At 58.9% G+C, this 24,499-nt stretch carries 25 protein-coding genes and 1 tRNA gene; 12 read left to right on the top strand and 14 right to left on the bottom strand.

The genetic code is table 11. The annotated features are described in order from the left end of the window. Positions 1-22: 22 nt before the first annotated feature. The gene (locus ACR0LZ_RS14280) at positions 23-1,186 is read right to left on the bottom strand and encodes a M20 aminoacylase family protein (RefSeq protein WP_480750511.1); all 1,164 of its coding nucleotides are present in this window, start codon (positions 1,184-1,186) and stop codon (positions 23-25) included. Between the two features lie 66 nt (positions 1,187-1,252). Here ACR0LZ_RS14280 and mazG point away from each other — a divergent pair, with 66 nt between their 5' ends. The 3 genes from mazG to ACR0LZ_RS14265 all read left to right on the top strand — a co-directional run bounded on the left by mazG (position 1,253) and on the right by ACR0LZ_RS14265 (position 3,570). Then, a complete protein-coding gene (mazG, locus tag ACR0LZ_RS14275) occupies positions 1,253-2,119 on the top strand; it encodes a nucleoside triphosphate pyrophosphohydrolase (protein WP_480750510.1) in 867 nt (288 codons plus the stop codon). 63 nt (positions 2,120-2,182) lie between these two features. Continuing rightward, positions 2,183-3,124, top strand: a complete 942-nt coding sequence (locus tag ACR0LZ_RS14270) for a nucleoside hydrolase (protein ID WP_480750509.1) — start codon at positions 2,183-2,185, stop codon at positions 3,122-3,124. Then, the gene (locus tag ACR0LZ_RS14265) at positions 3,121-3,570 is read left to right on the top strand and encodes a GNAT family N-acetyltransferase (RefSeq protein ID WP_480750508.1); all 450 of its coding nucleotides are present in this window, start codon (positions 3,121-3,123) and stop codon (positions 3,568-3,570) included. Before ACR0LZ_RS14270 ends, ACR0LZ_RS14265 begins: the two co-directional genes overlap by 4 nt. A gap of 11 nt (positions 3,571-3,581) precedes the next feature. On the opposite strand, the gene ACR0LZ_RS14260 is transcribed toward ACR0LZ_RS14265, so the two are convergent. The 6 genes from ACR0LZ_RS14260 to ACR0LZ_RS14235 all read right to left on the bottom strand — a co-directional run bounded on the left by ACR0LZ_RS14260 (position 3,582) and on the right by ACR0LZ_RS14235 (position 8,291). Then, a complete protein-coding gene (locus ACR0LZ_RS14260) occupies positions 3,582-3,737 on the bottom strand; it encodes a hypothetical protein (protein WP_480750507.1) in 156 nt (51 codons plus the stop codon). 312 nt (positions 3,738-4,049) lie between these two features. Beyond that, positions 4,050-4,568 carry a GNAT family N-acetyltransferase gene (locus ACR0LZ_RS14255; RefSeq protein ID WP_480750506.1) on the bottom strand — a complete coding sequence of 173 codons (519 nt, stop codon included), beginning with the start codon at positions 4,566-4,568 and terminating at the stop codon, positions 4,050-4,052. Beyond that, complete coding sequence (locus tag ACR0LZ_RS14250) at positions 4,561-5,247, bottom strand: haloacid dehalogenase type II (protein ID WP_480750505.1); 687 nt, start codon at positions 5,245-5,247, stop codon at positions 4,561-4,563. Before ACR0LZ_RS14250 ends, ACR0LZ_RS14255 begins: the two co-directional genes overlap by 8 nt. An 84-nt stretch (positions 5,248-5,331) precedes the next feature. Beyond that, positions 5,332-6,606, bottom strand: coding sequence for a phosphopyruvate hydratase (eno, locus tag ACR0LZ_RS14245; protein ID WP_480750504.1), 1,275 nt, complete (start codon positions 6,604-6,606; stop codon positions 5,332-5,334). 173 nt (positions 6,607-6,779) lie between these two features. After that, entirely contained in the window at positions 6,780-7,664 is an 885-nt protein-coding gene (locus ACR0LZ_RS14240) for a DMT family transporter (protein WP_480750503.1), read from the bottom strand. A gap of 213 nt (positions 7,665-7,877) precedes the next feature. After that, positions 7,878-8,291 (bottom strand): Fur family transcriptional regulator, encoded by a 414-nt coding sequence (locus ACR0LZ_RS14235; protein WP_480750502.1) that lies wholly within the window; start codon positions 8,289-8,291, stop codon positions 7,878-7,880. A 354-nt stretch (positions 8,292-8,645) separates the two neighbouring features. Between ACR0LZ_RS14235 and ACR0LZ_RS14230 the strand changes: the two genes are divergently transcribed. Then, positions 8,646-9,119 (top strand): nucleoside deaminase, encoded by a 474-nt coding sequence (locus ACR0LZ_RS14230; RefSeq protein WP_480750501.1) that lies wholly within the window; start codon positions 8,646-8,648, stop codon positions 9,117-9,119. A gap of 145 nt (positions 9,120-9,264) precedes the next feature. Here the strand turns inward: ACR0LZ_RS14230 and ACR0LZ_RS14225 are convergent, their stop codons facing one another. Then, entirely contained in the window at positions 9,265-9,981 is a 717-nt protein-coding gene (locus ACR0LZ_RS14225) for an endonuclease/exonuclease/phosphatase family protein (protein ID WP_480750594.1), read from the bottom strand. A 70-nt stretch (positions 9,982-10,051) separates the two neighbouring features. Beyond that, positions 10,052-11,470: a protein adenylyltransferase SelO gene (locus tag ACR0LZ_RS14220; protein WP_480750500.1), complete on the bottom strand. Its 1,419-nt coding sequence runs from the start codon at positions 11,468-11,470 to the stop codon at positions 10,052-10,054. An 87-nt stretch (positions 11,471-11,557) separates the two neighbouring features. Here ACR0LZ_RS14220 and ACR0LZ_RS14215 point away from each other — a divergent pair, with 87 nt between their 5' ends. Both ACR0LZ_RS14215 and ACR0LZ_RS14210 read left to right on the top strand, forming a co-directional pair. Next, complete coding sequence (locus ACR0LZ_RS14215) at positions 11,558-11,977, top strand: cupin domain-containing protein (RefSeq protein WP_480750499.1); 420 nt, start codon at positions 11,558-11,560, stop codon at positions 11,975-11,977. A 146-nt stretch (positions 11,978-12,123) separates the two neighbouring features. Further along, entirely contained in the window at positions 12,124-13,014 is an 891-nt protein-coding gene (locus ACR0LZ_RS14210; RefSeq protein WP_480750498.1) for a fatty acid desaturase, read from the top strand. On the opposite strand, the gene ACR0LZ_RS14205 is transcribed toward ACR0LZ_RS14210, so the two are convergent. Continuing rightward, positions 12,995-14,104: an anhydro-N-acetylmuramic acid kinase gene (locus ACR0LZ_RS14205; protein WP_480750497.1), complete on the bottom strand. Its 1,110-nt coding sequence runs from the start codon at positions 14,102-14,104 to the stop codon at positions 12,995-12,997. The genes ACR0LZ_RS14210 and ACR0LZ_RS14205 overlap by 20 nt on opposite strands. A gap of 119 nt (positions 14,105-14,223) precedes the next feature. On the opposite strand from ACR0LZ_RS14205, the gene tyrS reads away from it, so the two are divergent. Further along, on the top strand, positions 14,224-15,477 hold the full coding sequence (gene tyrS, locus ACR0LZ_RS14200) for a tyrosine--tRNA ligase (RefSeq protein ID WP_480750496.1): 1,254 nt from the start codon (positions 14,224-14,226) through the stop codon (positions 15,475-15,477). 202 nt (positions 15,478-15,679) lie between these two features. On the opposite strand, the gene ACR0LZ_RS14195 is transcribed toward tyrS, so the two are convergent. Next, a complete protein-coding gene (locus ACR0LZ_RS14195) occupies positions 15,680-16,543 on the bottom strand; it encodes a proline iminopeptidase-family hydrolase (RefSeq protein ID WP_480750495.1) in 864 nt (287 codons plus the stop codon). 222 nt (positions 16,544-16,765) lie between these two features. Here ACR0LZ_RS14195 and ACR0LZ_RS14190 point away from each other — a divergent pair, with 222 nt between their 5' ends. Both ACR0LZ_RS14190 and ACR0LZ_RS14185 read left to right on the top strand, forming a co-directional pair. Beyond that, positions 16,766-18,535, top strand: coding sequence for an adenylate/guanylate cyclase domain-containing protein (locus tag ACR0LZ_RS14190; protein WP_480750494.1), 1,770 nt, complete (start codon positions 16,766-16,768; stop codon positions 18,533-18,535). A 350-nt stretch (positions 18,536-18,885) separates the two neighbouring features. Next, positions 18,886-19,629, top strand: coding sequence for a methyltransferase domain-containing protein (locus tag ACR0LZ_RS14185; RefSeq protein ID WP_480750493.1), 744 nt, complete (start codon positions 18,886-18,888; stop codon positions 19,627-19,629). 130 nt (positions 19,630-19,759) lie between these two features. Here the strand turns inward: ACR0LZ_RS14185 and ACR0LZ_RS14180 are convergent, their stop codons facing one another. Next, positions 19,760-21,391 carry a winged helix-turn-helix domain-containing protein gene (locus tag ACR0LZ_RS14180; RefSeq protein WP_480750492.1) on the bottom strand — a complete coding sequence of 544 codons (1,632 nt, stop codon included), beginning with the start codon at positions 21,389-21,391 and terminating at the stop codon, positions 19,760-19,762. Between the two features lie 200 nt (positions 21,392-21,591). Here ACR0LZ_RS14180 and ACR0LZ_RS14175 point away from each other — a divergent pair, with 200 nt between their 5' ends. Beyond that, on the top strand, positions 21,592-22,014 hold the full coding sequence (locus ACR0LZ_RS14175; protein ID WP_480750491.1) for a hypothetical protein: 423 nt from the start codon (positions 21,592-21,594) through the stop codon (positions 22,012-22,014). Between the two features lie 484 nt (positions 22,015-22,498). Here ACR0LZ_RS14175 and ACR0LZ_RS14170 read toward each other — a convergent pair. After that, a tRNA-Leu gene (locus tag ACR0LZ_RS14170) sits at positions 22,499-22,584 on the bottom strand. A 137-nt stretch (positions 22,585-22,721) separates the two neighbouring features. Here ACR0LZ_RS14170 and ACR0LZ_RS14165 point away from each other — a divergent pair. Together ACR0LZ_RS14165 and ACR0LZ_RS14160 are read left to right on the top strand one after the other, a co-directional pair. Further along, on the top strand, positions 22,722-23,300 hold the full coding sequence (locus ACR0LZ_RS14165; protein WP_480750490.1) for a YqaA family protein: 579 nt from the start codon (positions 22,722-22,724) through the stop codon (positions 23,298-23,300). Then, positions 23,297-23,761: a disulfide bond formation protein B gene (locus tag ACR0LZ_RS14160; protein ID WP_480750489.1), complete on the top strand. Its 465-nt coding sequence runs from the start codon at positions 23,297-23,299 to the stop codon at positions 23,759-23,761. Before ACR0LZ_RS14165 ends, ACR0LZ_RS14160 begins: the two co-directional genes overlap by 4 nt. A gap of 8 nt (positions 23,762-23,769) precedes the next feature. Here the strand turns inward: ACR0LZ_RS14160 and ACR0LZ_RS14155 are convergent, their stop codons facing one another. After that, positions 23,770-24,354 (bottom strand): HNH endonuclease, encoded by a 585-nt coding sequence (locus ACR0LZ_RS14155; protein ID WP_480750488.1) that lies wholly within the window; start codon positions 24,352-24,354, stop codon positions 23,770-23,772. Between the last annotated feature and the right edge of the window lie 145 nt (positions 24,355-24,499).

Raw genomic sequence — 24,499 nt, 5'->3', positions numbered from 1 at the left:
GGGATGGCGACGCACGAAAACGTCAAGCCACCGGCAGCGCCCTCTCCACGATCCTCGCAAAGAAAGACGCACCCACCGGCGCGATCTCGTCGTTGAAGTTGTATTTCGGATGATGCAGGCCTGCGCTGTCACCCTGCCCCAGGAACAGATACGCCCCAGGCCGAGCCTGAAGCATATAGGAGAAATCCTCGGCCCCCATCTCACGCTCGCCATGCGATACTACGCGCCCGTAACCGGCAATCTCGCGCGCGATTTCAGCGGCAAACAATGTCTTGTCCTCATCGTTGATGGTCGCGGGGTAACCCACTTCATAGTCCAGCTCGGCCTCGACCCCATAGCTGACCGCCTGCCCCTGCACGATCTGCGCCATTCGCTCCATCACCATCTTCTGCACTTTCGGGTCAAAAGTCCGTACGGTGCCGTTGATATAGGCGGTCTCGGGGATCACGTTATCAACGGTGCCCGTGTGGATCTGTGTGACCGAAACCACCAGATCGTCCAGTGCATAATTGTTGCGACTCACGATCGTCTGTATCGCCTGAGCGATGCCGCAGGCCGCCATCACCGGGTCGCGGGTCTCGTGCGGCATCGCACCGTGCCCGCCCCTGCCCTTGACATGGATGTGAAAAGTGTCAACGGCCGCCATGATCGGGCCGGGTGTGGTATAGAATGACCCGACCTCGTTTCCGGGCGCGTTATGCAAAGCATAGACCTCGGAAATGTCGAACCGGTCCATGATGCCCTCATCCACCATCACACCCGCACCACCTCCCGCCTCTTCGGCTGGCTGAAAGATCAGTGCGGCACGACCTGAGAACCTGCGCGTCTCAGCCAGATAACGTGCGGCCCCCAAAAGCATAGCCGTGTGCCCGTCATGACCACAGGCATGCATCTTGCCGGAGGTTTTCGAGGCATAGTCCAGCCCTGTCTCCTCGATGATCGGCAGCGCATCCATATCGGCGCGCAGCCCAATGGTCGGCCCCGGCTCGGCCCCGTTGATGATTGCCACCACCCCGGTGCGCGCAATGCCTTCATGGATTTCGTCCACTCCAAACTCGCGCAAACGCTCGACCACGAACGCCGCCGTTTCATGGCAATCCAATCCCAGTTCCGGGTTGGCGTGCAGGTACCTGCGCCATTCGGCCATGTCAGCGGCAAACTCTGCAATACGGTTCACGACAGGCATAAAGGGTGGACTCCTGATCCAAGCTGCGAGATGGATGCATCTGACACTGGAACGAAGGGGTTCGCAATGGCTGATAATCCGCTGATCCATGACCCGGACGCCGGGATCGAACGGCTGGTCGAAATCATGCGCCGCCTGCGCGATCCCAAAACTGGTTGCCCGTGGGATATCGAGCAGGATTTCGCCACCATCGCCCCCTATACCATCGAAGAAGCCTATGAGGTCGCCGACGCCATCGAGCGCGAAGCCTGGGACGAGTTGAAAGGCGAATTGGGCGACCTGCTGTTCCAGTCGGTGTTTCATGCTCGCATGGCCGAAGAGGCCGGACATTTCAACTTTCAGGATGTGGTGCGCACCATGTCCGACAAGATGGTCGATCGCCACCCGCATGTCTTTGGCGACGAATCTCGTGACAAGTCCGCCGAACAGCAGACCCGCGACTGGGAAGCGATCAAGGCCGCAGAGCGCGCAGGCATGGAACAGAAAGGCGCGCTGGACGGCGTCGCCTCCAACCTGCCCGCCCTTTTGCGCGCCTACAAGCTGCAGAAACGCGCGGCCCGCGTCGGTTTCGACTGGCCCGACGCCAGCCACGTGCTGGCCAAGATCACCGAAGAGGCGGCCGAACTTGAAGAGGCCCGCGACAGCATGGATGCAGACGCGCTCGAGGACGAATTCGGCGATCTGCTGTTCGTGATGGTCAATCTGGGCCGTCATCTGGGCATCGAACCCGAAGCCGCCCTGCGCCGCACCAACGCCAAGTTCACCCGCCGCTTCGCGAAGGTCGAAGCGCGACTGGCCGAACGCGGCAAGACCCCGCAACAAAGCACGCTCATCGAGATGGACGCGCTCTGGGACGAGGTCAAACATGCCGAACACGCCGAAAACGGCAAACTCCCGCGGGCCGAACCCGCCCAGGAACGCCGCAAGGCATAAACCTGCTGGACAAGGCAGGCCCTGCTTGCGACTGTCCGGTTTTCCGAACCTCAGAGAGGCTCCATGACCCCGCGCAAGATCATCATCGACACCGATCCGGGCCAGGACGACGCCGTCGCCATCCTCTTGGCGCTGGCCAGCCCAGACGAGATCGATGTGCTTGGCCTCACCGCCGTTGCCGGGAACGTGCCGCTTTCGCTGACCGCCAAGAACGCCCGCATCATCTGTGAACTGGCAGGACGGCCCCGGGTTCCGGTCTATGCAGGCTGTGACCGGCCACTGAAACACACGCTGGTCACCGCCGAGCATGTGCATGGCAAGACCGGCCTCGACGGCCCCGACCTGCCCGACCCGAAAATGTCCTTGGCCGAAGGTCATGCCGTCGATTTCATCATCGATACCTTAAGAGCGCACGCGCCAGGGACCGTCACGCTGTGTCCGTTGGGTCCGCTGACAAACATCGCCACCGCCTTTGAAAAAGCCCCAGACATCGTGAATCGGGTGCAGGAAATCGTGCTGATGGGGGGGGCCTATTTCGAGGTTGGCAACATCACCCCGGCGGCGGAATTCAACATTTACGTCGATCCCGAAGCAGCTGATATCGTGTTTAAATCCGGCGCTCCGATCGTGGTCATGCCACTCGATGTCACTCACAAGGCACTGGTCACCAAACCACGCAACGACGCCTTCCGCGCGCTCTCCACCCCGGTCGGCATTGCCGTGGCCGAGATGACCGATTTCTTCGAACGGTTCGACAAGGAAAAATACGGCTCCTCCGGCGCGCCGCTGCACGATCCCTGCGTTACCGCCTGGCTGATCCGGCCCGAGCTGTTCACAGGCCGCTATATCAACGTCGAGATTGAAACCCAATCCGATCTGACCCGCGGCATGACCGTGGCCGACTGGTGGGGCGTAACCGACCGCGCGCCCAATGCCACTTTCATGGGCGATCTCGATGCCGAAGGCTTCTTTCACCTGCTCACCGAACGACTGGCCCGGTTATGACCGCAGCACTCCGCCTCGCCCGTCCCGATGACGTCGACCGGCTGATGGGGCTGGTCTCTGCCTTCCACGCCGAAATGGGCCTGCAAGGCGACGACAAAGACCGCCGCACTGCCCTGATGCCGCTGCTTCAGGGCATACCGCACGGTTGCGTCTACCTGATCGGCCCGACGCGCGCGCCACTGGGCTACATCATCATCACCTTCGGCTGGTCGGTCGCGTTTGGCGGCATGGACGGGTTCGTCGATGAGATCTATATCCGCCCCGCCGTGCGTGGACGCGGCATCGCTACCGAGGTGCTGCTGGAACTGCCCAAGGCGCTTGCCGCCGGTGGCCTCAGAGCCCTGCATCTCGAAGTCGACCGTCACGATGAAAAAGCCCAGGGGCTTTACCGCCGCACCGGCTTCACTCCGCGAGAAACCTACATGCTGATGAGCCGCAAGCTCTGACCGGTCCTCCCTCAGCGCCCGTAATAAGCGCTGCCAAAGTCCTCTCTCACCCAATCATTCGCCGACGCCTTTTCACCGGTCACCGGGTATGTATCCGGTTCGGTGCACGCCGACAGAACCGCCATTGCCATCACCGCAAGAACCAAAAACTGCCTGTTCAACGTCATTGCCTTCCCCTTCTGAAACTGAACCCCTGCGGGCTGGTCAAATCGCGCTGCCCGCTCAGCGCCCCCCGTAATAGGTGCAACAGGTATTGTAACTGCTTTCCCCTGTGCAGGCCGCCAGAACTCCCAGGGAGATCACTGTCAGAACAAGAGTTCCTTTTCTGAAAGACATCGTTTTCCCTTTCCAAGATCTGGCTCCATCAAAGCGGACCCTGTTCGAAAAAGATGTAGCCTCGTTCACACATATTCAAGTTTTCGCGAGAAATCCGTGAACACTTCCAAGGAAATAGACCCTGCCTTGATGTCGCATCCCGCTCAAAGCTCTCGCCCAAAGAACATCAGGTGCTCCTCCAGATCCGCGTCCGGGGTATAGAAAGGCTCCACTTCCACAAAATCCAGCTTACGATAAAGGGCAATCGCCTCGGTCAGCCGCGTGGTCGTGTCCAGCACCATCCGCACATAGCCATCCTCGCGCGCCTGATTCATCGCCGCTTCGAGCAAGGCCAGACCCGCACCGTGACCGCGCGCCACGTCCGAAACGTACACCCGCTTTATCTCGCAGACTCTTGCCCCGACCGCATGCGTCATCGCGCATCCCACGACACGGTCCTGCAACCGTGCCACGAACAGCGCCCCCTTTGGGCGAGCATGCAGTTCAGGCAGCCGCCGCAACAGGTTCTCGAAGGTCTGTTCGTTATAGTATCGGTCCAGAAAGGCCGGCACATCCGACCAGCGTTCGTCAAGCAGCGTACGATAGTCTCGGCAAAGCAGCCGGATCGCGGCCAGATCCCGGTCGCCCTCCGCCAGCGATACCGACAAAACCCGCCTATCCATGCACCCGCACCTGTTCGGCCAGATCGATGAAATCGGCCGCCACGATGTCCCAGTCGTTGTCAGGCTCCAGGTCGGTGACCTGTCCCACCCCATGCTCGGTCGGGCGCGGCACGAACCCGGTCAACAGTCCCGCTGTCCGGGCCGCATGCAGATCGCTGTTATGTGCCGCCACCATCATTACCCGTTCGGGCGGCAGTCGCAGCGCGGAGCAACTCTTCAGATAGACCGCCGCCTTGGGTTTGTAGTCCCGCGCCAGATCGGCCCCCAGAATACAATCCCACGGCAACCCGGCATGGCGTGCCAACCGCGTCATCAGCGCAATCGAGCCATTGGAACAAGGCGCGATGATCCGGTCCCGATGCAACAGCCGAAGCCCCTCAACCACATCCGGCCAGGGGTCGAGCCTTTCCCACGCCGCGTTCAGCGCCAACGGCTCCACCAAATGGACCCCCATCGCGCCACACACGCGCAACAGGTTTTCCAGATGCAGATCGTCCAGCGGCACATATCCCCGAGCGCCCTGCCGAACCCGGGCCATCGCTGGATCATATTCCGCCCGCCACGCCGTCGCGAACGCTGCGGCGTCCACCTTCGGCGCATGCTCGGCCACCTCGCGTGCGACCGACTTGTGCCAGTCCACGCAAGTGCCGAATACGTCGAAGATCAATGCCTGAATCATGACCGGGCCACCTCTAACGAACGACCCGGCCAGAATACCCTGAAATGAACGGCTGGCCAAAACTTTCCAGCCAGCCCAAGCGTCTCAACGCAGGATCGACCGCCCAGCGTATTCAGCCACCTCGCCCAGGCTTTCCTCAATCCGGATCAGCTGGTTGTACTTGGCCAGCCGGTCCGATCGCGCCAGCGAACCGGTCTTGATTTGGCCGCAGTTGGTCGCCACAGCCAGATCGGCAATGGTGGCGTCCTCGGTCTCGCCCGAACGGTGGCTCATCACGTTGGTGTAACGTGCGCGATGCGCCATATCGACCGCTTTCAGCGTCTCGGTCAGCGACCCAATCTGATTCACCTTCACCAGCATCGAATTGGCGCAGCCCTTTGCGATCCCTTCGGCCAAACGCGCCGGATTGGTCACGAACAGATCGTCCCCCACCAGCTGCACCTTGCCGCCCAATTCGTCGGTCAGTGCCTTCCAGCCATCCCAGTCATCCTCCGACATCCCGTCCTCGATCGAAATAATCGGATAGTCCTGCACCAAGGCTGCCAGATAGGCCACGTTCTCCTCGCTCGACAGGGTCTTGCCCTCACCCGACAGCACGTATTTTCCATCCTTGAAATACTCGGTCGCGGCACAATCCAGCGCCAGATAGATTTCCTCGCCGGGCTTGTACCCGGCCTTTTCGATGGACTTGAGAATGAAATCCAGCGCCTCGCGGGTCGAAGCGATATTGGGGGCAAATCCTCCTTCGTCGCCTACGCCAGTCGCCAGCCCGGCGGCCGACAACTCTTTCTTCAACGTGTGGAATACTTCCGATCCCATGCGTACCGCGTCACGGATATTGCCCGCGCTCACCGGCATGATCATGAATTCCTGAATGTCGATAGGGTTGTCGGCATGCTCGCCGCCATTGATGATATTCATCATCGGCACCGGCAGAACGCGGGCCGATGAGCCGCCCACATAACGGTAAAGCGGCTGGGTGGTGAAATCGGCGGCCGCCTTCGCCACCGCAAGCGAAACACCCAAAATCGCATTGGCGCCCAGACGGCCCTTGTTCTCGGTCCCGTCCAGCTCAATCATCGCACTGTCGATCGCCACCTGTTCGGTGGCATCAAAGCCGACCAGTTCCTCGGCAATCTCGCCATTGACGGCCGCGACTGCCTCCAGCACGCCCTTGCCCAGGTAACGTGCCTTGTCGCCATCACGCTTTTCCACCGCTTCATAAGCTCCGGTCGACGCGCCCGAAGGCACGGCGGCGCGGCCCATGGTGCCGTCTTCCAGGATCACGTCCACCTCGACGGTTGGGTTGCCCCGGCTGTCGAGAATTTCGCGCGCGTGAATATCGATGATGGTGCTCATGAAATCGGTTCCTGACGATGGCTAGAGTTGTCAGCGTCATAGCACCGCCGGGAAGATTGTAAACCGTTTCCGTTATCGCTAACGTGCCAATTCCCCGTGGTTTAGGGCTAACATTTGGTTGTTTGCGCCAACATCTTCAGGCGCGTTCCGAATCTGAGACAGCAAGCCGCAGTTCAGACCGCCGCCAATGCCATCTCGCGTGCCAGTTTGCGTTCGCGGAAAAAAGTGTAAAGCCCGGACACGATGATCAGAGACGCCCCGGCCAGCGTCCAGGCATCAGGCTGCTCTCCGAATACCAGCATGCCTGCCAGAATGGAGAATACCAGCCGGGTGTACCGAAACGGCGTGACTGCCGAGGCCTCTCCGATCCGCATTGCGCTGACGATGCCATAATAGCCCAGCACCCCAAAGACGACGGCGCCGAAATACGGCCCGATCTGCACGCTCTCCAACGGCGCCACGGACTGCCCCGAGAACAGCATCAGCGCCACACCAGCAAAGATCAGCCCCAAATAAGCCTGAGAAGCTACCACGACCGAGGGCACCTTCGCATCGATCACCCGTGTAATCAGATCACGCGCGGCAATGGCGACGACAGTGGCCACGACAAACAGGGATTCGGGCTCGAACCCCTCGAAACCGGGGCGGATGATCATCAGCACGCCGATGAGTCCGACAAAAATGGCCGACCAGCGACGCCAGCCCACCTGCTCGCCCATGAATAATGCCGCACCCATCGTAATCGTCAGTGGCAGGGCCTGGAAAACTGCCGCCACCGTCGACAGGTCGACCAGCGACAAGGCGGTGATGAAGAATAATGCCCCCACCGCTTCCGAGGCCGCCCGAACAAGTGGAAGAGGCGCCCAGGCCTCGCGCAGAAACACCCTTTTGCGCCCCACGACCGCCATAACCAGAAAGGCAGTCGAACAAAAGACACCCAACACGATCATGATCTGCCCAGTCGGCACCGCGCCCGACAACTGCTTGATGAACATGTCCTCAAGCGTAAAAAAGGCCATCGAGGCCACGACCAGCAAGATGCCGTTGACGTTGTTCATCCGCGTTCCCTGAAAGCCGGGCGACCAACCTGCCCGGTGACACCGCCACCCAAACCCCAAGATCGCTATCCCGGCAAGCAAAATCCCGGCGCGCGCCATCAAAAGACGTGACGCACACCATCGCAATCCGTGATGCGCACCTGCTTCTTTCTGGTTTGAAATACCCTGGGGTGAATTGCCGCAGGGCAAGAGGGGGGGCAGCGCCCTTCGCCGTCAGGATTTCTTGACCGGCACCCCGTATAGTTCCAGCTTGTGCCCCTTGAGCCTGTACCCCAGCCGGGCCGCGATCTTTTCCTGCAGCACCTCGATCTCGGGATCGACGAACTCGATCACCTCACCCGAATTCAGGTCGATCAGATGATCATGATGGTCACGCTCGGCATCCTCGTACCTCGCCCGTCCATCGCCGAATTCCAGCCGATCCAGAATTCCGGACTCCTCGAACAGCTTTACAGTGCGATAGACCGTGGCGATCGAGATCCCCGAGTCAAGCGCCGAGGCGCGGGCGTAAAGCTCTTCCACATCCGGATGATCGTCGCTGTCCTCCAGCACTCGGGCAATGATCCGGCGCTGGCCGGTCATACGCAGGCCCTTGGCCTCGCATCGGGCGATGATCGTGTCCGACATTACCAGTCCCCATCGGTCTTTGGAGTTCCGTCATAATACGTTCGCGCCCGTACTGCCACCGGGTTTTGCGGCACACCGGCGCAGGATGACGTCAACATTGGTTGCCTAGCCTGATCAGTTTGACCACAAGGCCTGCCGTCAAGATGGATCCGGCACACCGGTTGTCGCGCCGTGATTGAAAAGTACGAACTCCAATTACGAGCCTGCGTCGACTAGGATTCTGAACTTTGACAAGGAACCTTTCGAAAGTCTCCACACAACGAATATGAAAGCACGCTCAAATGCGCGCAAACACTGATAATGTCACAAGAAGAGTTGTTTGAACTTGGTGATTTCAACCGTCAGGAGGGCGACATGAAGGAACACGATCTTCGGCATTTGCGCGAGACAATCCGGATAGCAAAGCAAAGCCGCGCTTCAGGCAATCATCCGTTCGGCGCAACATTGGTCGACCCGCACGGTGAAATCCTCATCCGCTCCGGCAACAGCTATGGGGATGACAAGGGGGTCGGGCACGCCGAATTGAATGTCGCACGCAAAGCGAGCCGTCAATACGATCCGGAATTCCTTGAAAAATGCACATTATACACATCGGTCGAACCTTGCTGCATGTGCGCCGGGGCCTGTTATTGGGCAGGGATTGGCACAGTCGTCTATGGCATGACCGAAAAGCGTCTGGCGGTATTGACTGGCAACAATCCCGAAAACCTGACGTTGGACTTGCCCTGCGAGGCGGTATTCACCGCGGGCCAGCGCCTTGTGGAAACCCGTGGCCCCTACTCCGAAATCGAGGACGAGGTTGCCGAAGGGCACAAGGGTTTCTGGTAGCATGAGCGGAGCTTCGGAAACGGCAAGAATACCCGGGAAACCAATGGGCCATTCCAACCAGAGATGGGTCCACACGATCCAACGCTGACGAACTTCACGCATTCAGCCTTGACGATCACGTCAGAATCTCCGGAGACCGGCGGATTCAAGACGACCCTGGGCGCGCAACACCCAGATCCGCCCAGACCGGCAAATGGTCCGAAGCGATGTGCGCGGGCCGGTCGGAACAGACCCCGTGCGCCCTTGCCTCCAGCCCCGGACCCAGCGCGATCCGGTCCAGCGCCCCCAGCGGCTGCGCGGCCGGGAAGCTTGGTATAGGTGGCAGAAAGCGCATGTCCGGAACCAGATGATCTAGTACCGGGTGGCGCGACCATTCGTTGAAATCGCCCGCCCAGACAGTCGGCATCGCCTCCAGCCTGTGGCTGTCCTGGCGCATGTGTACCACCTGCCGGTGCCGCCATCGCGACATCAGACCCAGATGCATGCCAAGCACCCTCAAAGGGCCAATCGAGGTCTCGAACTCCACCCGCACCGCGCCGCGCGGCTCCAGACCCGGCAGATCGTGATGGCCGGTCCGATGCACGGTGATACCCGCGCCGCGCCAGATCACCGCATTTCCATGCCATCCCAGGCTGCCCGCGCCGCCCAGATCGGCTACCTGCCAACCGGCCTCTTCCAGCATGAAATGCGGCAACGCGGCGGGACGAGGTGGTAGGCGCTTGTCGGCCTCCTGCAACACCACGATATCGGCCCCCAGCCTGTCCAGCACCTTAAGGATGCGCTGCGGCTGGCGGCGCAGATCGAGGCCCACACATTTCTGGATGTTGTAACTCGCAATGCGAAGGGTCGCGGTTTTGGTCATTGTCTCTCGGACCGGCAGAATGCCCTGAGCATCGCCGCCGTCACCGCAATGCGCAACCCCACCCCGCATGTCAGGTTCCGCAGAACGTCGCATGCACTACTTCGCTCTCGGTCGGCGGACGGGTGAGGTCCCGGTTCTCGGGCTGATCCTGATAAGGGCGCGATAACACATCGTTCAGGCGATGGAACGGCGCGCAATCACCCCGCACCGCCGCTTCGATCATCTGCTCGATCCGGTGGTTGCGCGGAATGAAGGCCGGATTGGCCTCCACCAACCGATTCGCCACGCCTTCCTCTCTCTCTACGCGCGCGCCCCATGTCTTGATCCAGGTGTCATAGGCCGTCGGATCGGCGAACTGGTCCCGCGCCACAGTAGTCCCCAACGCCCGAAATGTATTTGTGAAATCCGCCTGGTTCTGTGCCATCCTTGTCAGCAGATCTCCGATCAGTTCCATATCCCCTGCCTCTTCCGTCGCAAGCCCAACCTTGGCACGGAACAGCCGCAGCCAGTTTCCCTCGATCGCCCCAGGCATATCGTGGACGATCTCCGTCGCCTCCTCCACCGCCACCTCCCGGTCCTCCATCTGCTGGATCAACGCGGTGGCAAGTTGCGCCATGTTCCATACGGCGATATCGGGCTGATTGGCATAGGCATAGCGCCCTGTCCGATCGATCGAACTGTAAACCGTGTTGGGATGATAGCTGTCCATGAACGCGCAGGGACCATAGTCTATGGTTTCCCCGGCGATCGAGCAATTATCGGTGTTCATCACCCCGTGAATGAACCCTACGCTCATCCATTGTGCGATCAACCGCGCCTGCGCGTCCCGAACAGCGCGCAGCAATCCCATCGGCCCCTCTACCTGAGGGTAATGCCGTGCAATGGTATAATCGGTTAGCCGCCTCAAACCGTTGATATCGCCACGCGCGGCAAACACCTGAAACGTCCCCACGCGAAGGTGGCTCCGTGCCACCCGCGTCAACACTGCGCCGGGCATCGGCCCTTCGCGCAGCACCACCTCTCCGGTCTCGACCGCAGCCAACGCCCGCGTGGTCGCAATGCCCAGGTTGTGCATCGCCTCGGACACTACGTATTCGCGCAGCACCGGCCCCAGCCACGCCCGCCCGTCGCCCTGCCGCGAAAACGGCGTTCGGCCCGATCCCTTCAGCTGAATGTCACGGCGCACCCCGTCGGCTCCGACCGTCTCACCCAGCAACAAGGCGCGCCCGTCGCCCAGTTGCGGATTGTAATGCCCGAACTGATGCCCGGAATAGAGCTGCGCCAGCGGCTCTGCCCCTTCGGGCAGAACGTTGCCGGCAAAGGCCTGCGCCATTTCGTCGACCTCACCAGGCACAATGCCCATGATCCGCGCCAGATCTTCGTTGAAAGCAATCAACCGTGGCGCGCGCACCCGTTGCGGCGCCAGCCGCGCATAAAAACTGCCAGGCAAACGGGCATAGGTGTTGTCGAAGGGGATCGTCAGGGTCATGGCCCGAACATATGCTTCGCGCACGGAATTGCCATAGCCTCAGCGATCAACCCCCGGCATAATCGCGCAAAATACCACGGAGTCTCAATGACCGCGCACGAGATCATCGACCGCCTGAACCTGCAACGCCATCCCGAGGGCGGCTGGTTCCGCGAAACCTGGCGCGCCGGAAATCCCGGCCGCGCAACTGGCACCTGCATCTACTTTCTGCTCCAGGTCGGCGAACGCAGCCACTGGCACAAGGTCGACGCGACGGAAATCTGGCTCTACCACGCGGGTGCACCGCTGACCCTGTCTGTAAGCGCCACCGAAACAGGCCCCGCTACCGACCACCTGCTGACCCCTGACCTGACAAACGGAGCACCGCAACTGATCGTACCCGAAAACCACTGGCAGGCAGCCCGCAGCACTGGCGATTTCACACTGGTCAGTTGCACCGTTTCACCCGGCTTTGAATTCAGCGGCTTCGAACTCGCCGCACCCGGTTTCGACATCCCGTCAAATTGAGCGCCTTTGGCGCGCTTTTATTCTTATATTTATGAGGGACGCAGTCCCTCAAACTCCCCGGGGTTCTTTACCCGAAGGGCAAGAGGGGCAGCGCCCTTGGCGAAATGACGTACTTGACCGAGCCCTCCGCATTGCGACTATGAGCCATGGACCATAGCGAACTGATCTCTTCCCTTCCCGCCGAAACCAAAGCGGCGCTGCAGCAACGCTCGGACCGGGCCGGGTTGAGGCATCTGGCGCTCTATCTTACGGCTCTGGCTGTGACGACGGCAGGTATATTCTTGCAGGTTCCGCTTTGGCCGTTGCTGATTCTTCCGCAGGGCCTGTTGCTGGTGTTTCTCTTCACGCTCAGCCACGAATGCACCCACAAAACGCCATTTCGCACCGATTGGATGAACGAGGCGGTTGGGCATGCGGCGGGATTGCTCATCGCCTTGCCCTTCACCTGGTTTCGCTATTTTCATCTGGCCCATCATAAATGGACCAACGATCCCGACCGGGATCCGGAACTGGCTGGCAGACCACGGCCCCGTAGCCGCGGCAGCCTAATCGTCTATCTCAGCGGCTGGTTTTATTGGACGGGCATGGCCAAAGTGCTGGTGCAGAACGCCATCGGCCGGATCGACGCGCCCTATTTGCCGCAACGCCGACACCCGGCAATGCGGCACGAGGCGCAGGGTCTACTGGTGCTCTATGCGCTGACAGCGCTCAGCCTTCTGACCTCTCCTGTGCTCCTGTGGCTCTGGGTTCTGCCGGTTCTGGTGGGTCAACCGTTTTTGCGCGCCTACCTGCTGGCCGAACACGGGCTATGCCCGGCCGTCTCCAACATGCTGGAAAACTCGCGCACCACTTTCACCAACCGGATCGTTCGGTTCCTGGCCTGGAACATGCCCTATCATGCCGAGCACCATGCCTTTCCGAATGTGCCGTTTCACCAGTTGCCCGCCTTTCACACCTTCACGCGGACACATCTGACTTCGACCTCGCACGGGTACGGAGAGTTCACTTCCGACTACCTCAGTGCTCTGGAACGCTGACAATCCCGCCCCCCACCAGCGCCTTGACACCGGTCGTGCCCGGACAGGAGGTCGGCAGCCCCCGCGCCACACGCACCGCCAGATAGGCAAAAGCCTGCGCCTCGAGCATGTCGCCATTCAGCCCAACCGCCTCAACCGGTTCAACCGGGCAATCTATCGACACTCGCAGCATCTGCATCAATACCGGGTTGTGCCGCCCGCCGCCGGTGACCAGAACGCGCGCCGGCGGTTTCGGGCAATGGTCGATCCCCTGCGCCACGCTCGCCGCACACAACGCCGTCAGTGTTGCCACCGCATCAGCGTCGGCCAGGGGGTCGACCAGCGCCGCCATCCGAGCGAAATCGTTGCGATCAAGCGACTTGGGTGGAATGCGGGCAAAGAAGGGCTCGGCCAGGGCCCGCTCCAGAATGCCTTCTTCGACCGTCCCTTTGCACGCTACCGCGCCATCGCGGTCCATTGCCAGACCGAATCGCGCCTGCATCAGGTCATCAACCGGCGCATTTGCGGGCCCGGTATCAAAGGCCAACAGCGCGCCCTTCTCCTCGGGTCGGGCAAAGGACGGGTCCACATAGGTCAGGTTGCCGACCCCGCCGAGATTGAGAAAACACAAGGGCTGGCCAGCGTCGAACCATTTGGCGCAGGCGAAATGAAAGAACGGCGCCAGCGGCGCGCCCTCGCCCCCCATCGCCACATCGTCCGAGCGGAAATCCCACACCACCGGCACTCCCAGTCTTTCGGCCAGCGCAGCTCCGTCACCTACCTGCAAGGTGCCCTTACCCTGCGGATCATGCACCAGTGTCTGGCCGTGAAACCCCACCAGAGCGACATCTGCGAACCCGGCCAACGCCTCGGCATGCAGCAAAGTCACCAGCATTTCCGCCGCCTCGACATCGTCGCCCTTCCACTGACCCATCGCAGCGCGCAAAACGACGCGTTCGTCCGGGGTATAGGCCCTGTATCCGCTTCGCCCGAACGCTTTGATCTGGTGCCCGTCGGTTTCGACCACGGCCACGTCGATCCCGTCCATCGACGTTCCCGACATCGCCCCCAGCGCCCGCACCGGCCCTGTCTTGCTGATGGCCCTGCTCATGGCCTTTTCCTTTCGATTGACGACGCCCCGAATACGCACGCATTTTGCCCCGAAAACCGGTTTCCACTTTCCGGATTGCTCTCTATAAGTTGCCCCGCAATTCCAACCCGAGGCAAGACATGACCTACCATCCCAAATCGGATTTCATCGCGGTGATGATGGAGCGCGGCTTTCTCGCCGACTGCACCGATTACCAGGGTCTCGACGAGGCGCTGATCAAGGGATGCCAGCCGGGCTATATCGGCTTTGACGCCACCGCCAAGTCGCTTCACGTGGGCAGCCTGATCCAGATCATGATGCTGCGCTGGCTGCAAAAGACCGGGCACAAGCCGATCACACTGATGGGCGGCGGCACCACCAAGGTGGGTGACCCATCCTTTCGCGCCGATGAACGCCCGCTACTCACGCCGGACCAGATTGACGGCAATATCGCTGGCATCCGCAAGGTCTTTGCCGCCTATATCGACTATGACAGCGGCGCCGAAAACGCCGCGCTGATGCTCAACAATGCCGAGTGGCTGGACGACCTGAACTATCTCGATTTCCTGCGCGATATCGGGCGGCATTTCAGCGTAAACCGGATGCTTAGCTTCGAGAGCGTGAAATCCCGCCTCGACCGCGAACAATCGCTCAGCTTCCTGGAATTCAACTACATGATCCTCCAGGCCTATGACTTCATGGAGTTGAACCGCCGTTACGGCTGCATCCTGCAAATGGGCGGTTCGGATCAGTGGGGCAATATCGTCAACGGCATCGACCTGACCCGCCGGGTGATCGACCATGAGGTCTATGGCCTCACTTCGCCGTTGCTAACCACCTCGGACGGCAAGAAGATGGGCAAATCCCAGGACGGTGCAGTCTGGCTCAACGCCGACATGCGTTCGCCTTACGAATTCTGGCAGTTCTGGCGCAACACCACCGATGCCGACGTAGGCCGCTTTCTCAAGCTTTACACCGAGCTGCCGGTCGAGGAATGCGCCCGCTTGGGTGTGCTGGCAGGCTCGGACATCAACGAAGCCAAGATCATCCTCGCCAACGAGGTCACTACGCTCTGCCACGGGGCTGAAGCCGCCGCAACCGCCGAGGCGACCGCGCGCGAGGTGTTCGAGAAGGGCGGTGTGGGCGACGACCTGCCAACCCTCACCCTCAGCGCCGAAGAGTTGGGTGACGGAATGTCCATCGTGCAGATCATTGTCAAATCGGGGCTCGCCAAATCGGGCAAAGAGGCCAAGCGCCTGATCGCCGAAAACGGCGCCCGCCTCGATGACACGCCGCTGACCGACGCAGGCCTGATGATCGACGCAGGCGCCCTAGCCTCGCCGATCAAGTTGAGCGCAGGCAAGAAACGCCATGCGCTGGTGCAATTGGGATAGAAGACCCGCAGGAATCAAGCTTGGCGCTGCTTGAAAAAAATTCAAAGCAGCGTCCAAGCGGCGGAATGCGCCCATTGGCCGAGCATAGCCTTCAATAAACTAAAAATACTCTCCGCGAGCCATGGCTATCAGTGACCGCGGTCCTTCGCTTTTCATATCGTCGCTTTGGCTTTCATGCGCTCCTTTTAAGGGAAACAGCAAATCAATCGTGCTGTTTCAGAAACTCCGACACGCATCTGATGTAGGCTTCCGTTTCCTCGATGTGCGCCACATGTGCCGAAGCTTCAAAGATCACCATTTCAGCGTTGGGAATGCCTTTTTGCAAGGTTTCAGCACAGTTCGGACCAAGTTCGTCATGGCGGCCACAGGTGATCAGGCACGGGATTTTGATCTGACCGAGATCCGGAATGCGGTTCCAGTAACGCAGGTTGCCGATGGTGGTGAACTCGTTCGGGCCGTTGATTGTCTCGTAGACCTGATTGTGGTGCAGGTTCTCTACCGAGCGCATAAGGCAGTCCGGCCACTCCTCCAAACGGCAAACATGGTTGCCATAAAACACCTGTTCGGCCGCGGCATAGGCCTCATGTTCGAACTCACCGCGCGGCCCGTGGTATTGCAGTGCCTTTCGGTGCTTGTCTGGCAGTTCCGCAATCAGGCGGTCACATTCCGCCGAAAACTGCGGAATCGAGGCCGAGGTCGACGCCAGGACCATACTGGCCAGACCCGGCGGGTGACGCAGCAGGTATTCAATGCCCAGCCAACCGCCCCAGCTTTGTCCAAGTATATGGCAGCGCCCCAAGTCAAGGGCATCGCGCACTTCCTGAACCTCATCCGAAAAGCGTTCAATGGTCCATAGCGCGGGGTTGTTCGGCTTGTCCGATTTCCCACAGCCAAGCTGATCGTAGAAAATCACCGGACGGTCAGCTCCAAGCGCCTCAAGCGGTTCGAGATAGTCATGCCCGGCCCCGGGCCCGCCATGTAGCAGCAATAACGGCAAGCCGGGGCCGCTGCCTACCGTCTTAGTCCAGACCTTTTGGCCATTATTCAGGTCAATCCTGCGCTCCACAGCAATTCTCCCCCTTGTCGAATGCTCGGCTAGTATCCACAGCCTTGGGGCATCATTTTACTCGAAACATGCTTGTCAGGGAAACGACACGACGAAAGGGCAGAGCTCAATCCAGCGCTGTTCACGAGAGACAAGGCAACGCCTTGGCTTTTCAACCGGGAAAAGCGGGTTTGAAAGAAGACCCGGCTAGACCGCGGTGGAGAACTGCCATACGACTTTGTCATGACCGACGTTTTGCAGCCTCGTCGCCTTTCCGCCATCCTTGCCGCGGACATAGTCGGGTATTCTCGGCTGATGGCCGAAGACGAGTCGAAAACACTGGGCGCACTCAATCAGCACCGGAAGATCGTTTTCGCTCCGATTGTGTCCCGCAACAACGGACGCGTGGTGAAACTCATGGGTGATGGCGCCCTCGTGGAGTTCCTGAGCGTTCTGGATGCCGTGCAATGTGGCAAAGACATTCAGGAAACGATGGCAGGTCTGGATGACACCTCGGGCATCACCCTGAGGATCGGAATCAATCTGGGCGACATAATCGTTCAGGACGACGATATTTTCGGCGATGGTGTGAATGTTGCCAGCAGGCTGGAACAACTGGCCCGACCGGGGGGCATATGCATTTCCTCGGTCGTACAGGAAAGCGTCGGCGACCGCCTGGGAATGGCCTTTCAGGACGGCGGAAATGTCTCAGTAAAGAATATCGACCGTCCTCTGCGGGTGTTCCATTGGCATCCGCAGAATGCCACTGACGCACAACCTGCAAAGCAACGCAATTCTTCATCCTCACGCGACGCACCCCATTCCATCGCCGTCTTGCCTCTGGACAACATGTCCGGCGACCCAGAACAGGAGTATTTTTCGGACGGGATCAGTGAAGACATCATCACCGATCTGTCCAAGGTCTCCGGTTTGACGGTGATCGCACGCAATTCTAGCTTTGCCTACAAGGGAAAGCCCGTTGATTTGCGCATCATTGGACAGGAACTGGGTGTTACCCATGTTCTGGAAGGCAGCGTTAGGAAGGCCGGGCAACGTGTCCGCATCAATGCGCAGCTGATTGATGCCAGAGACGGAAGTCACGTCTGGGCAGATCGCTACGATCGGGACCTGACCGACATTTTTGCGGTACAAGACGAGGTGACGCTTGAAATCGTTAAGGCGTTGAAGGTTTCGCTGACCTCCACCGAGCGTGCCAACATCACAGATGTCGGCACGGCCAACATAGAGGCCCACGAAGACTTCATGCGCATGCGCGGTTTTCTGTTCTTTCCCGGTATGAACGCTGACGGCTGGAAGCAGGCGGTCTTTTATGGCGAACGGGCAATTTCCCGTGATCCGGATTATGCAGACGCACATGCCATTCTCGCAATAATGCATGTGTTGGATTTCCATAACCACTGGTCTGGCACCTCTTCCGAAGAAGCGATGCGTAGGGCCGAGGTATTTGCCCAACAAGGTTTGAAAATCAGGCCAGACGGGCTGTGGACCAATCACGCTTTTGCGGTCATCGCGCGCTGGCAGGGAAAGCTGGACCTAGCGAGTGAACTGCTTGACAAGGCGATGTCGAAAAGCTCCGATTATTCTTTGGGCTGGTTCACTAGGGGCGAAATTGAGCTGGCTCAGGGCAAGCTAGAAGGCGCGATCGACCATCTTGAGCGCGCTATCCGGCTTGATCCGTCATTTCGCCATCAATACCTGCAGTTTCTGGCCATGGCGCATTTCCTGAAAGGCAACTTCGAAACCGCTGCGGTGCTGTTGCGAGAACGTGTTTTCCTCGTGAAAGACACCGATATCGGACGCGCCTGGTTGGCCTCCGCATTGGGGCACCTTGGCGAACTCGACCAAGCGCGTGCGATTTGGAAGGAACTGCAGGCCATTGACCCGTCATTTTCCATCAAAACCCGGCTGGCACGACTGTCTTTATCTGACTCGTCCCACGAAGAGATGGTCTTGCAGGGTTTGGCAAAGGCGGATTTGCTGGAAATTCGGTAACCTCGTACGGCAATTGCGGTTTTCGACAAACGAAACGCCCGCTCACGGCTCCAAAGCCGCCTCCCGACCTTGCCAACCTTACCGGCACGAGAGGTTTGACCGATCTCATTGCCACAGTTCCCGTGACCCAAGAAAGGGTTTCGGCCGATCAAACAGAGGTCGGGAGAAAAACGCCACGCTGTAGCGAAATTCTGGGTACCAGACGGGCTGTGATCTGTGTTCGATTGGCCGTCAAGACAGACATTGCTCTCTGATCGTGCTAGGCATTGTCTTGTCCTGCAATCAGGAACTGCAAATTGACAAGTGAGCCTTTCTACAAAGCGCATTGGCGCCACATTGAGCAGGACCGGATGTCGGCATACAAATCCGGCTTCCAATGGGACAACGCAGCCGAAACACTCTACGCGCCGGCAGGTATTTCAACAGGCCAAATCGTAGCCGACTTTGGATGTGGCCCGGGCAAAATCGCCGTAGAATTGGCCCGACGGGTGGGCGATGAGGGCCAGGTCCACGCCATAGACATCAACTCCGACTTTCTTGAAATTGCTAGACGAAACGCCATCCAAGCTGGTATCGCCGATCGCCTGCACACGCATCATAGCGACGGGATCACGCTTCCGCTTGCCGACAATTCCCTGGACCGGGTAACCGCCCGCAATACTCTCATGTATGTTGACGAACCGGTTGAAACCCTGCGGGAGTTTCGTCGCGCACTTAGACCTGGCGGCCTGACTCACGCCATCGACAGCGATTGGTACATGATGGTCGCCGAGCCGGTCGAGCACGATCTGTGGCGGGCCTTCGTCAAGTCTGCGTCTTATGCCTGCCGGAATTCGGACATGGGCAGAAAGCTGTACCGGACATTTGCGGAGGCGGGGTTTCACGATATTAGGATTTCGGTTTTCGCGAACGCAGACGTAAATGGCCGTCTGTTGGGTATGGTTCACAACATGGCCAAATATGCAATGGAAAGCCGAATTCTGGACGCCGGCTCAATCAAGCAAGTTGTCGAACAGATCGAAAGAGCTCTCGACAGAGGAACCTACCTGTTGGTGTCCCCTCAATTCGTTGTGACAGGATTCAAGCCGAGTTAGGTCCGACCAACGATGCTGCCAGGCACCTGGAGACGACGAAGCTCTCCAACAGACAAAACAATGCTCCTATGCGCTGCGAACTCAACGTTTCCGTCGATTTTCCAGCACTTCTCCGCGCAAACAGACCCTGTCAATCCGGAACCCCTGCCCGTCTCAGCAGATCGGAATAGTGTTCTGTGCGTTCGGCATCCTGAATCGTCAGGATTTTCGTCAGGTCAGAAACCGTCCTGCCTGGGCTTTTTTCGACAAATGTCCTGCCATGCAGCCTCGCGTTTTCCATGTCATCCAATTCGACATAAACCGCCGCCAGCCTCGCGTGCCAGTCTGGAAAATCACTCCGATCCAGCGCCTCCCGGAACAGCTCGACGGCTTTGTCGAACTCTCCAACCATCTGGTAGCCATAGGCCTCGGTAGCAAGCAGCCAGGGCGGATGGATCGGGCTAACCTTCTTGGCCCTCTGCAACAGCTCAAGCCCCCGAGAAAATTCACCGACAAGGATCAGTTGCCATGCCAGGCCGGAAAGGGCCGACAGATCGCTGGGCGCGAGTTTCAGCGCGATTTCTCTCAGCTCCAGCCCCTGCTCCACCTGCCCGTTCTCGATGTAATAGTTGCCAAGCTGTATGAAACAGCTGTGTTTCACCGGGTCCAGTTCGGCGCAGGCTTCCGCTAGGTTAAGCCACTTCTTTCTGTCACCCTCCGGGTCATGCGACCAGCCGCGCCGCAATGCTTCACGATAGGTCCAAGCCTGCCCGGCAAGCGGTTCGGCCCAATTCGGATCCAGCTGCGCCGCCGTTTCATACAAATGTCGTGCGCGCAAGTTGCTGTCTTCGCGAAACTTGAAGCCTTCCGACAGTGCTTCGAAATTGGTCAGCCACGCCTCGATGTCTCTGGTTCCGCCGCTGAGATATCCGGCAGTATCGCCATGCGTCAGTTCGATCTGCAAGCCGACAAGAACATTACGTACGATGTCATCCTGCAGTTCAAGAAAATGCGACAGGTTCCGGTCATACCGTCTCGACCAAACAGTAGACGCATCCTGGCCCGAAGAAACCTCGACAAAGATTCGCAAAGAAGACCCGTCGCGCTGTACCGATCCGGTCATGACATGGCTGACCCCCAGTTCAGCAGCGATAGCCGCAATGTCAATTTCCCGGTTCCGGTACCGCGCCGCCGTGTTTTCCGCGATGGTCAGCAGTTCCGGAACCCGCGACAGTGCCACGTTGACATCCGAGCTGAGTCCAGCCACGAACGGCTCGATTTCGGGGTCTCCGGACAGGTTCCTGAAAGGAATGACAGCGATCGAAGGCGGGTCAGCAAGAAGTACAACTTCCTCTCGAGTGGGTGACTTGCGGATCATCAAAGCAGCGATGACCGCCAGAACAACCAGTACTCCCAGTATCACGGGAAACCTGCTGTTTCCCCTGTGCTGTAACCTGACTGATTCCTTTTGCGGCTCTTCGGCCACCACGACGGGGGCTGCCAGCTGATAACCCTTGCCGGGAATTGTCAGCACAAGCTGCTTACCCACGTCACCAAGCGCGTCTCGAATATCGCAGATGCTGTGGGCCAGCGTATCGGCCGACGCGATAGTGTCGGGCCAGACGGCATTCAAAAGCGCCTGTCTTTCCACCGGCTTCCCGGCACTCCGCACCAGGAAGGCCAGAACATCGAAGCTTTTTGGACGCAGAGAAACCTTACGACCGCCGCTAAAGAGTTGACGGCGCATCAAGTCCATTTCGAATTCGCTGAAAACGTACCTCACTCGGGTCTTGCTCCTTCCTGTCAGGCCGGACGCATAAAGTGATATTACACCGAAAATCCCGTCTTTTCACTATTCCTGTTCACAACCGCGCTCTCAGGGTCCGTTGATTTCATGAGGTTTCATGGAATTTCGTTTGCCCCCCGGCGTCGGCTGCCCCGAGACTGGATGCCATTCCTAGATAACCCGCGAAAGGACGACAGATGCTGGATTCTCTGCCCGCTACCGCAATCGTACCATCCTGCGCCATCATCGCATTCGCCGCAGCACTGTCCCTGAATTCGGCGCCGCGCCGCAGCCACTCCCCAGGTTTCGGCAGTTGCACCAAGACCGAATGCGCACCGGGCATCGCGGTCGAGGTGCCTTCACGCGATAAGGCTCAGGCCTACTTCCGTTGCGCTAACAAAGCCACCAGAACTGTGCTGTCCCCAATCGAGGCGCAGGGTTGCGCGACGAAATACCTCGAATTCAAGCTTTCATTTCTGCCGAATATCTCGCTGGAAGACTTTGAGGCGATGTCCCCGATCCAGCGCTCCGAGACCAACCGGCTCAGCTATCTGCTCTATCTGAAATGGCAAAAACAAAAGCTTGCCGAAAGGTTGTTGAATGCACGGGCCAGTCCCTAGCCCTTACACAAGAAAACCTCAGATTGATCTGATTTTTCTAGAAACTAGCATGCTGGTCCTGCAAACGACCTTTCTCATCCCGCATTGGTCCGAGCGAACCCTGCAAGAAATTCCCTTGCACTGATCCAGCGGGATTCGCCACCCGAACCCGATGCGATTGATGAAGATAATTCCACTCACCACACGCCGTCTGTCACGCTGGAAGTTTACGCACACTTTTTCGAAGGGCTGGAAGACGTCCAGCCCCTCGATATGGCCGCATGAGAATTGCCTATCTGAGGCACGGTTTACTCGCGCGCAATCTCAAAAACGCAGGCTTTGAATGTCCGAGAAAACGTTTCAAGATCACAAGCGTCGCCTTTAAGACGAGTTTCTTGCAGGGCGATTCAAGCCGCTGACGCGGCCACTACCAGCACAACTAAACCCTTATTTACTAAAGAAAAAAAGGGGCTCCTCCGATGCAATTCGGAAGCGCCCCTTTTCATGGTACCCAAGGCCGGACTCGAACCGGCACGCCCGCAAAGGCGGGGGATTTTGAATCCCCTGCGTCTACCATTCCGCCACTTGGGCCACGAACACTGGATTAGCGTCCGATTTGAGGAAGGTCCAGAGGCAAAAATCAGCAATTGCCTATTGCAGATGTTGACGGCTCGCGATCCGCATGATTTGCCCTGCAGTCGAGATTGATTGGTGGAAACGGAAACCCGATGCTGCGCTCTCTTTATGACCGGACAATTCGTCTGGCGGAACATCCGCACGCCATGTGGGCGCTTGCCGCGGTTGCTTTCATAGAAAGCTCGGTTTTTCCGATCCCGCCTGACGTGCTGATGATTCCGATGATTCTGGCCCGCCCCTCACGAGCCTGGCTGATTGCCTCGGTCGCCCTGGTCGCGTCGGTTCTTGGTGGATTGCTGGGCTATGCCATTGGCGCCTTCTTTTATGACAGCGTCGGCCAGCCAATATTGCAGGCCATGGGCAAGGCTCAGGCGATGGAGGAGTTCAACACCCGCTTCAACGATTTCGGTTTTTGGGCGGTGTTGACTGCGGGTGTGACCCCATTCCCCTACAAAGTCATCACCATCATGTCAGGCTGGACAGGAATGCCACTTGGAACTTTCATTGCAACTTCGATCCTAGCCCGCGCGCTTCGGTTCTTTGTGCTTGCAGGGCTGTTGTGGGGTTTTGGTGAGCCAATCCGAGATTTCATCGAAAAAAGGCTCGGTCTGGTTTTCACATTGTTTATCGTGCTTCTGATCGGTGGTTTCATGCTGGTGAGATACCTATGACCAACAAAAAAAACCTTATCATCTTAGCCGCACTCGGGTCCGCGGCGATGCTTTTGGGGGCGTGGGGGTTTCAGTATTTCGGCGGCATGGCTCCCTGTAAGCTATGCATCTGGCAGCGCTATCCTCATGGAGCAGCTTTTTTGATTGGCGGCGTGGCGCTCGCCCTGCCCTCGCTTCGCTCCTTACCTTATGCAGGTGCGTTCGCCGCACTGACGACAGCTGTTATCGGGCTTTATCACACCGGGGTTGAACGCGGTTGGTGGGAAGGTCCGACAACCTGCACATCCGGAGACATCGGCGGCCTGTCGGCTGAACAGTTGATGGAGCAAATCATGGCGGCGCCACTGGTACGTTGCGACGAAGTGCCGTGGGAATTGTTCGGGCTATCCATGGCCAGCTGGAACGCGGTTGTCTCAATGGGGCTGGCCGTAATCTGGCTTGCAGCCGCCCGCGCCAGATAGCGCCAATTTCAGGCTTCCAGCTCTGCATCCCAATACAGAAAATCCATCCAGCTGTCGTGCAGGTGGTTGGGCGGGAACTTGCGCCCGATATTTCGCAACTCTTCGGCCTGTGGCTGGCGCGGCGGTTTGCGCAATGTCATCCCGGCGCGTTTGAGCGATTTCGACCCTTTGCGCAGATTGCATGAACTGCACGCAGCTACCACATTCTGCCAACTTGTAACCCCGCCCGCCGCACGCGGAACGACGTGATCAAAGGTCAGATCCCCTTTTGCACCGCAATACTGACAGCGGAATTCATCGCGCAAAAATAAATTAAAGCGCGTGAAGGCCACGCGCTTTTGAGGTTTCACATAGTCTTTCAGCACAACCACCGACGGTATTCGGATCACTGTGCTGGGACTGCGGACAACTTCGTCGTATTCCGCCACGATATCCACCCTGTCAAGCCAGGCGGCCTTGATCGCTTCCTGCCAGGGCCAAAGTGACAGGGGATAGTAGGATAAAGGCCGATAATCCGCGTTCAGAACCAACGCCGGATGGTGTTTCAACGCACCGGGTTCCCTGACAAATTCGGTCCTGAAGTCTCCGTCCATCACAGACTCGCTCCTCGCTCTCTACTGCCCGTTCGTGACACCAGAGCGGGGAGCACCCGCCCCAGCCTTACCTTGACTATATATCGTGTCAAAACTCTGACAAGCCCAGAGTTTCTACAATATGTCGAAGAAAGAATACTGTACT

The organism is Ruegeria sp. CI1 (genome assembly GCF_056536925.1).
This window is presented reverse-complemented; position numbering and strand designations above follow the sequence as displayed.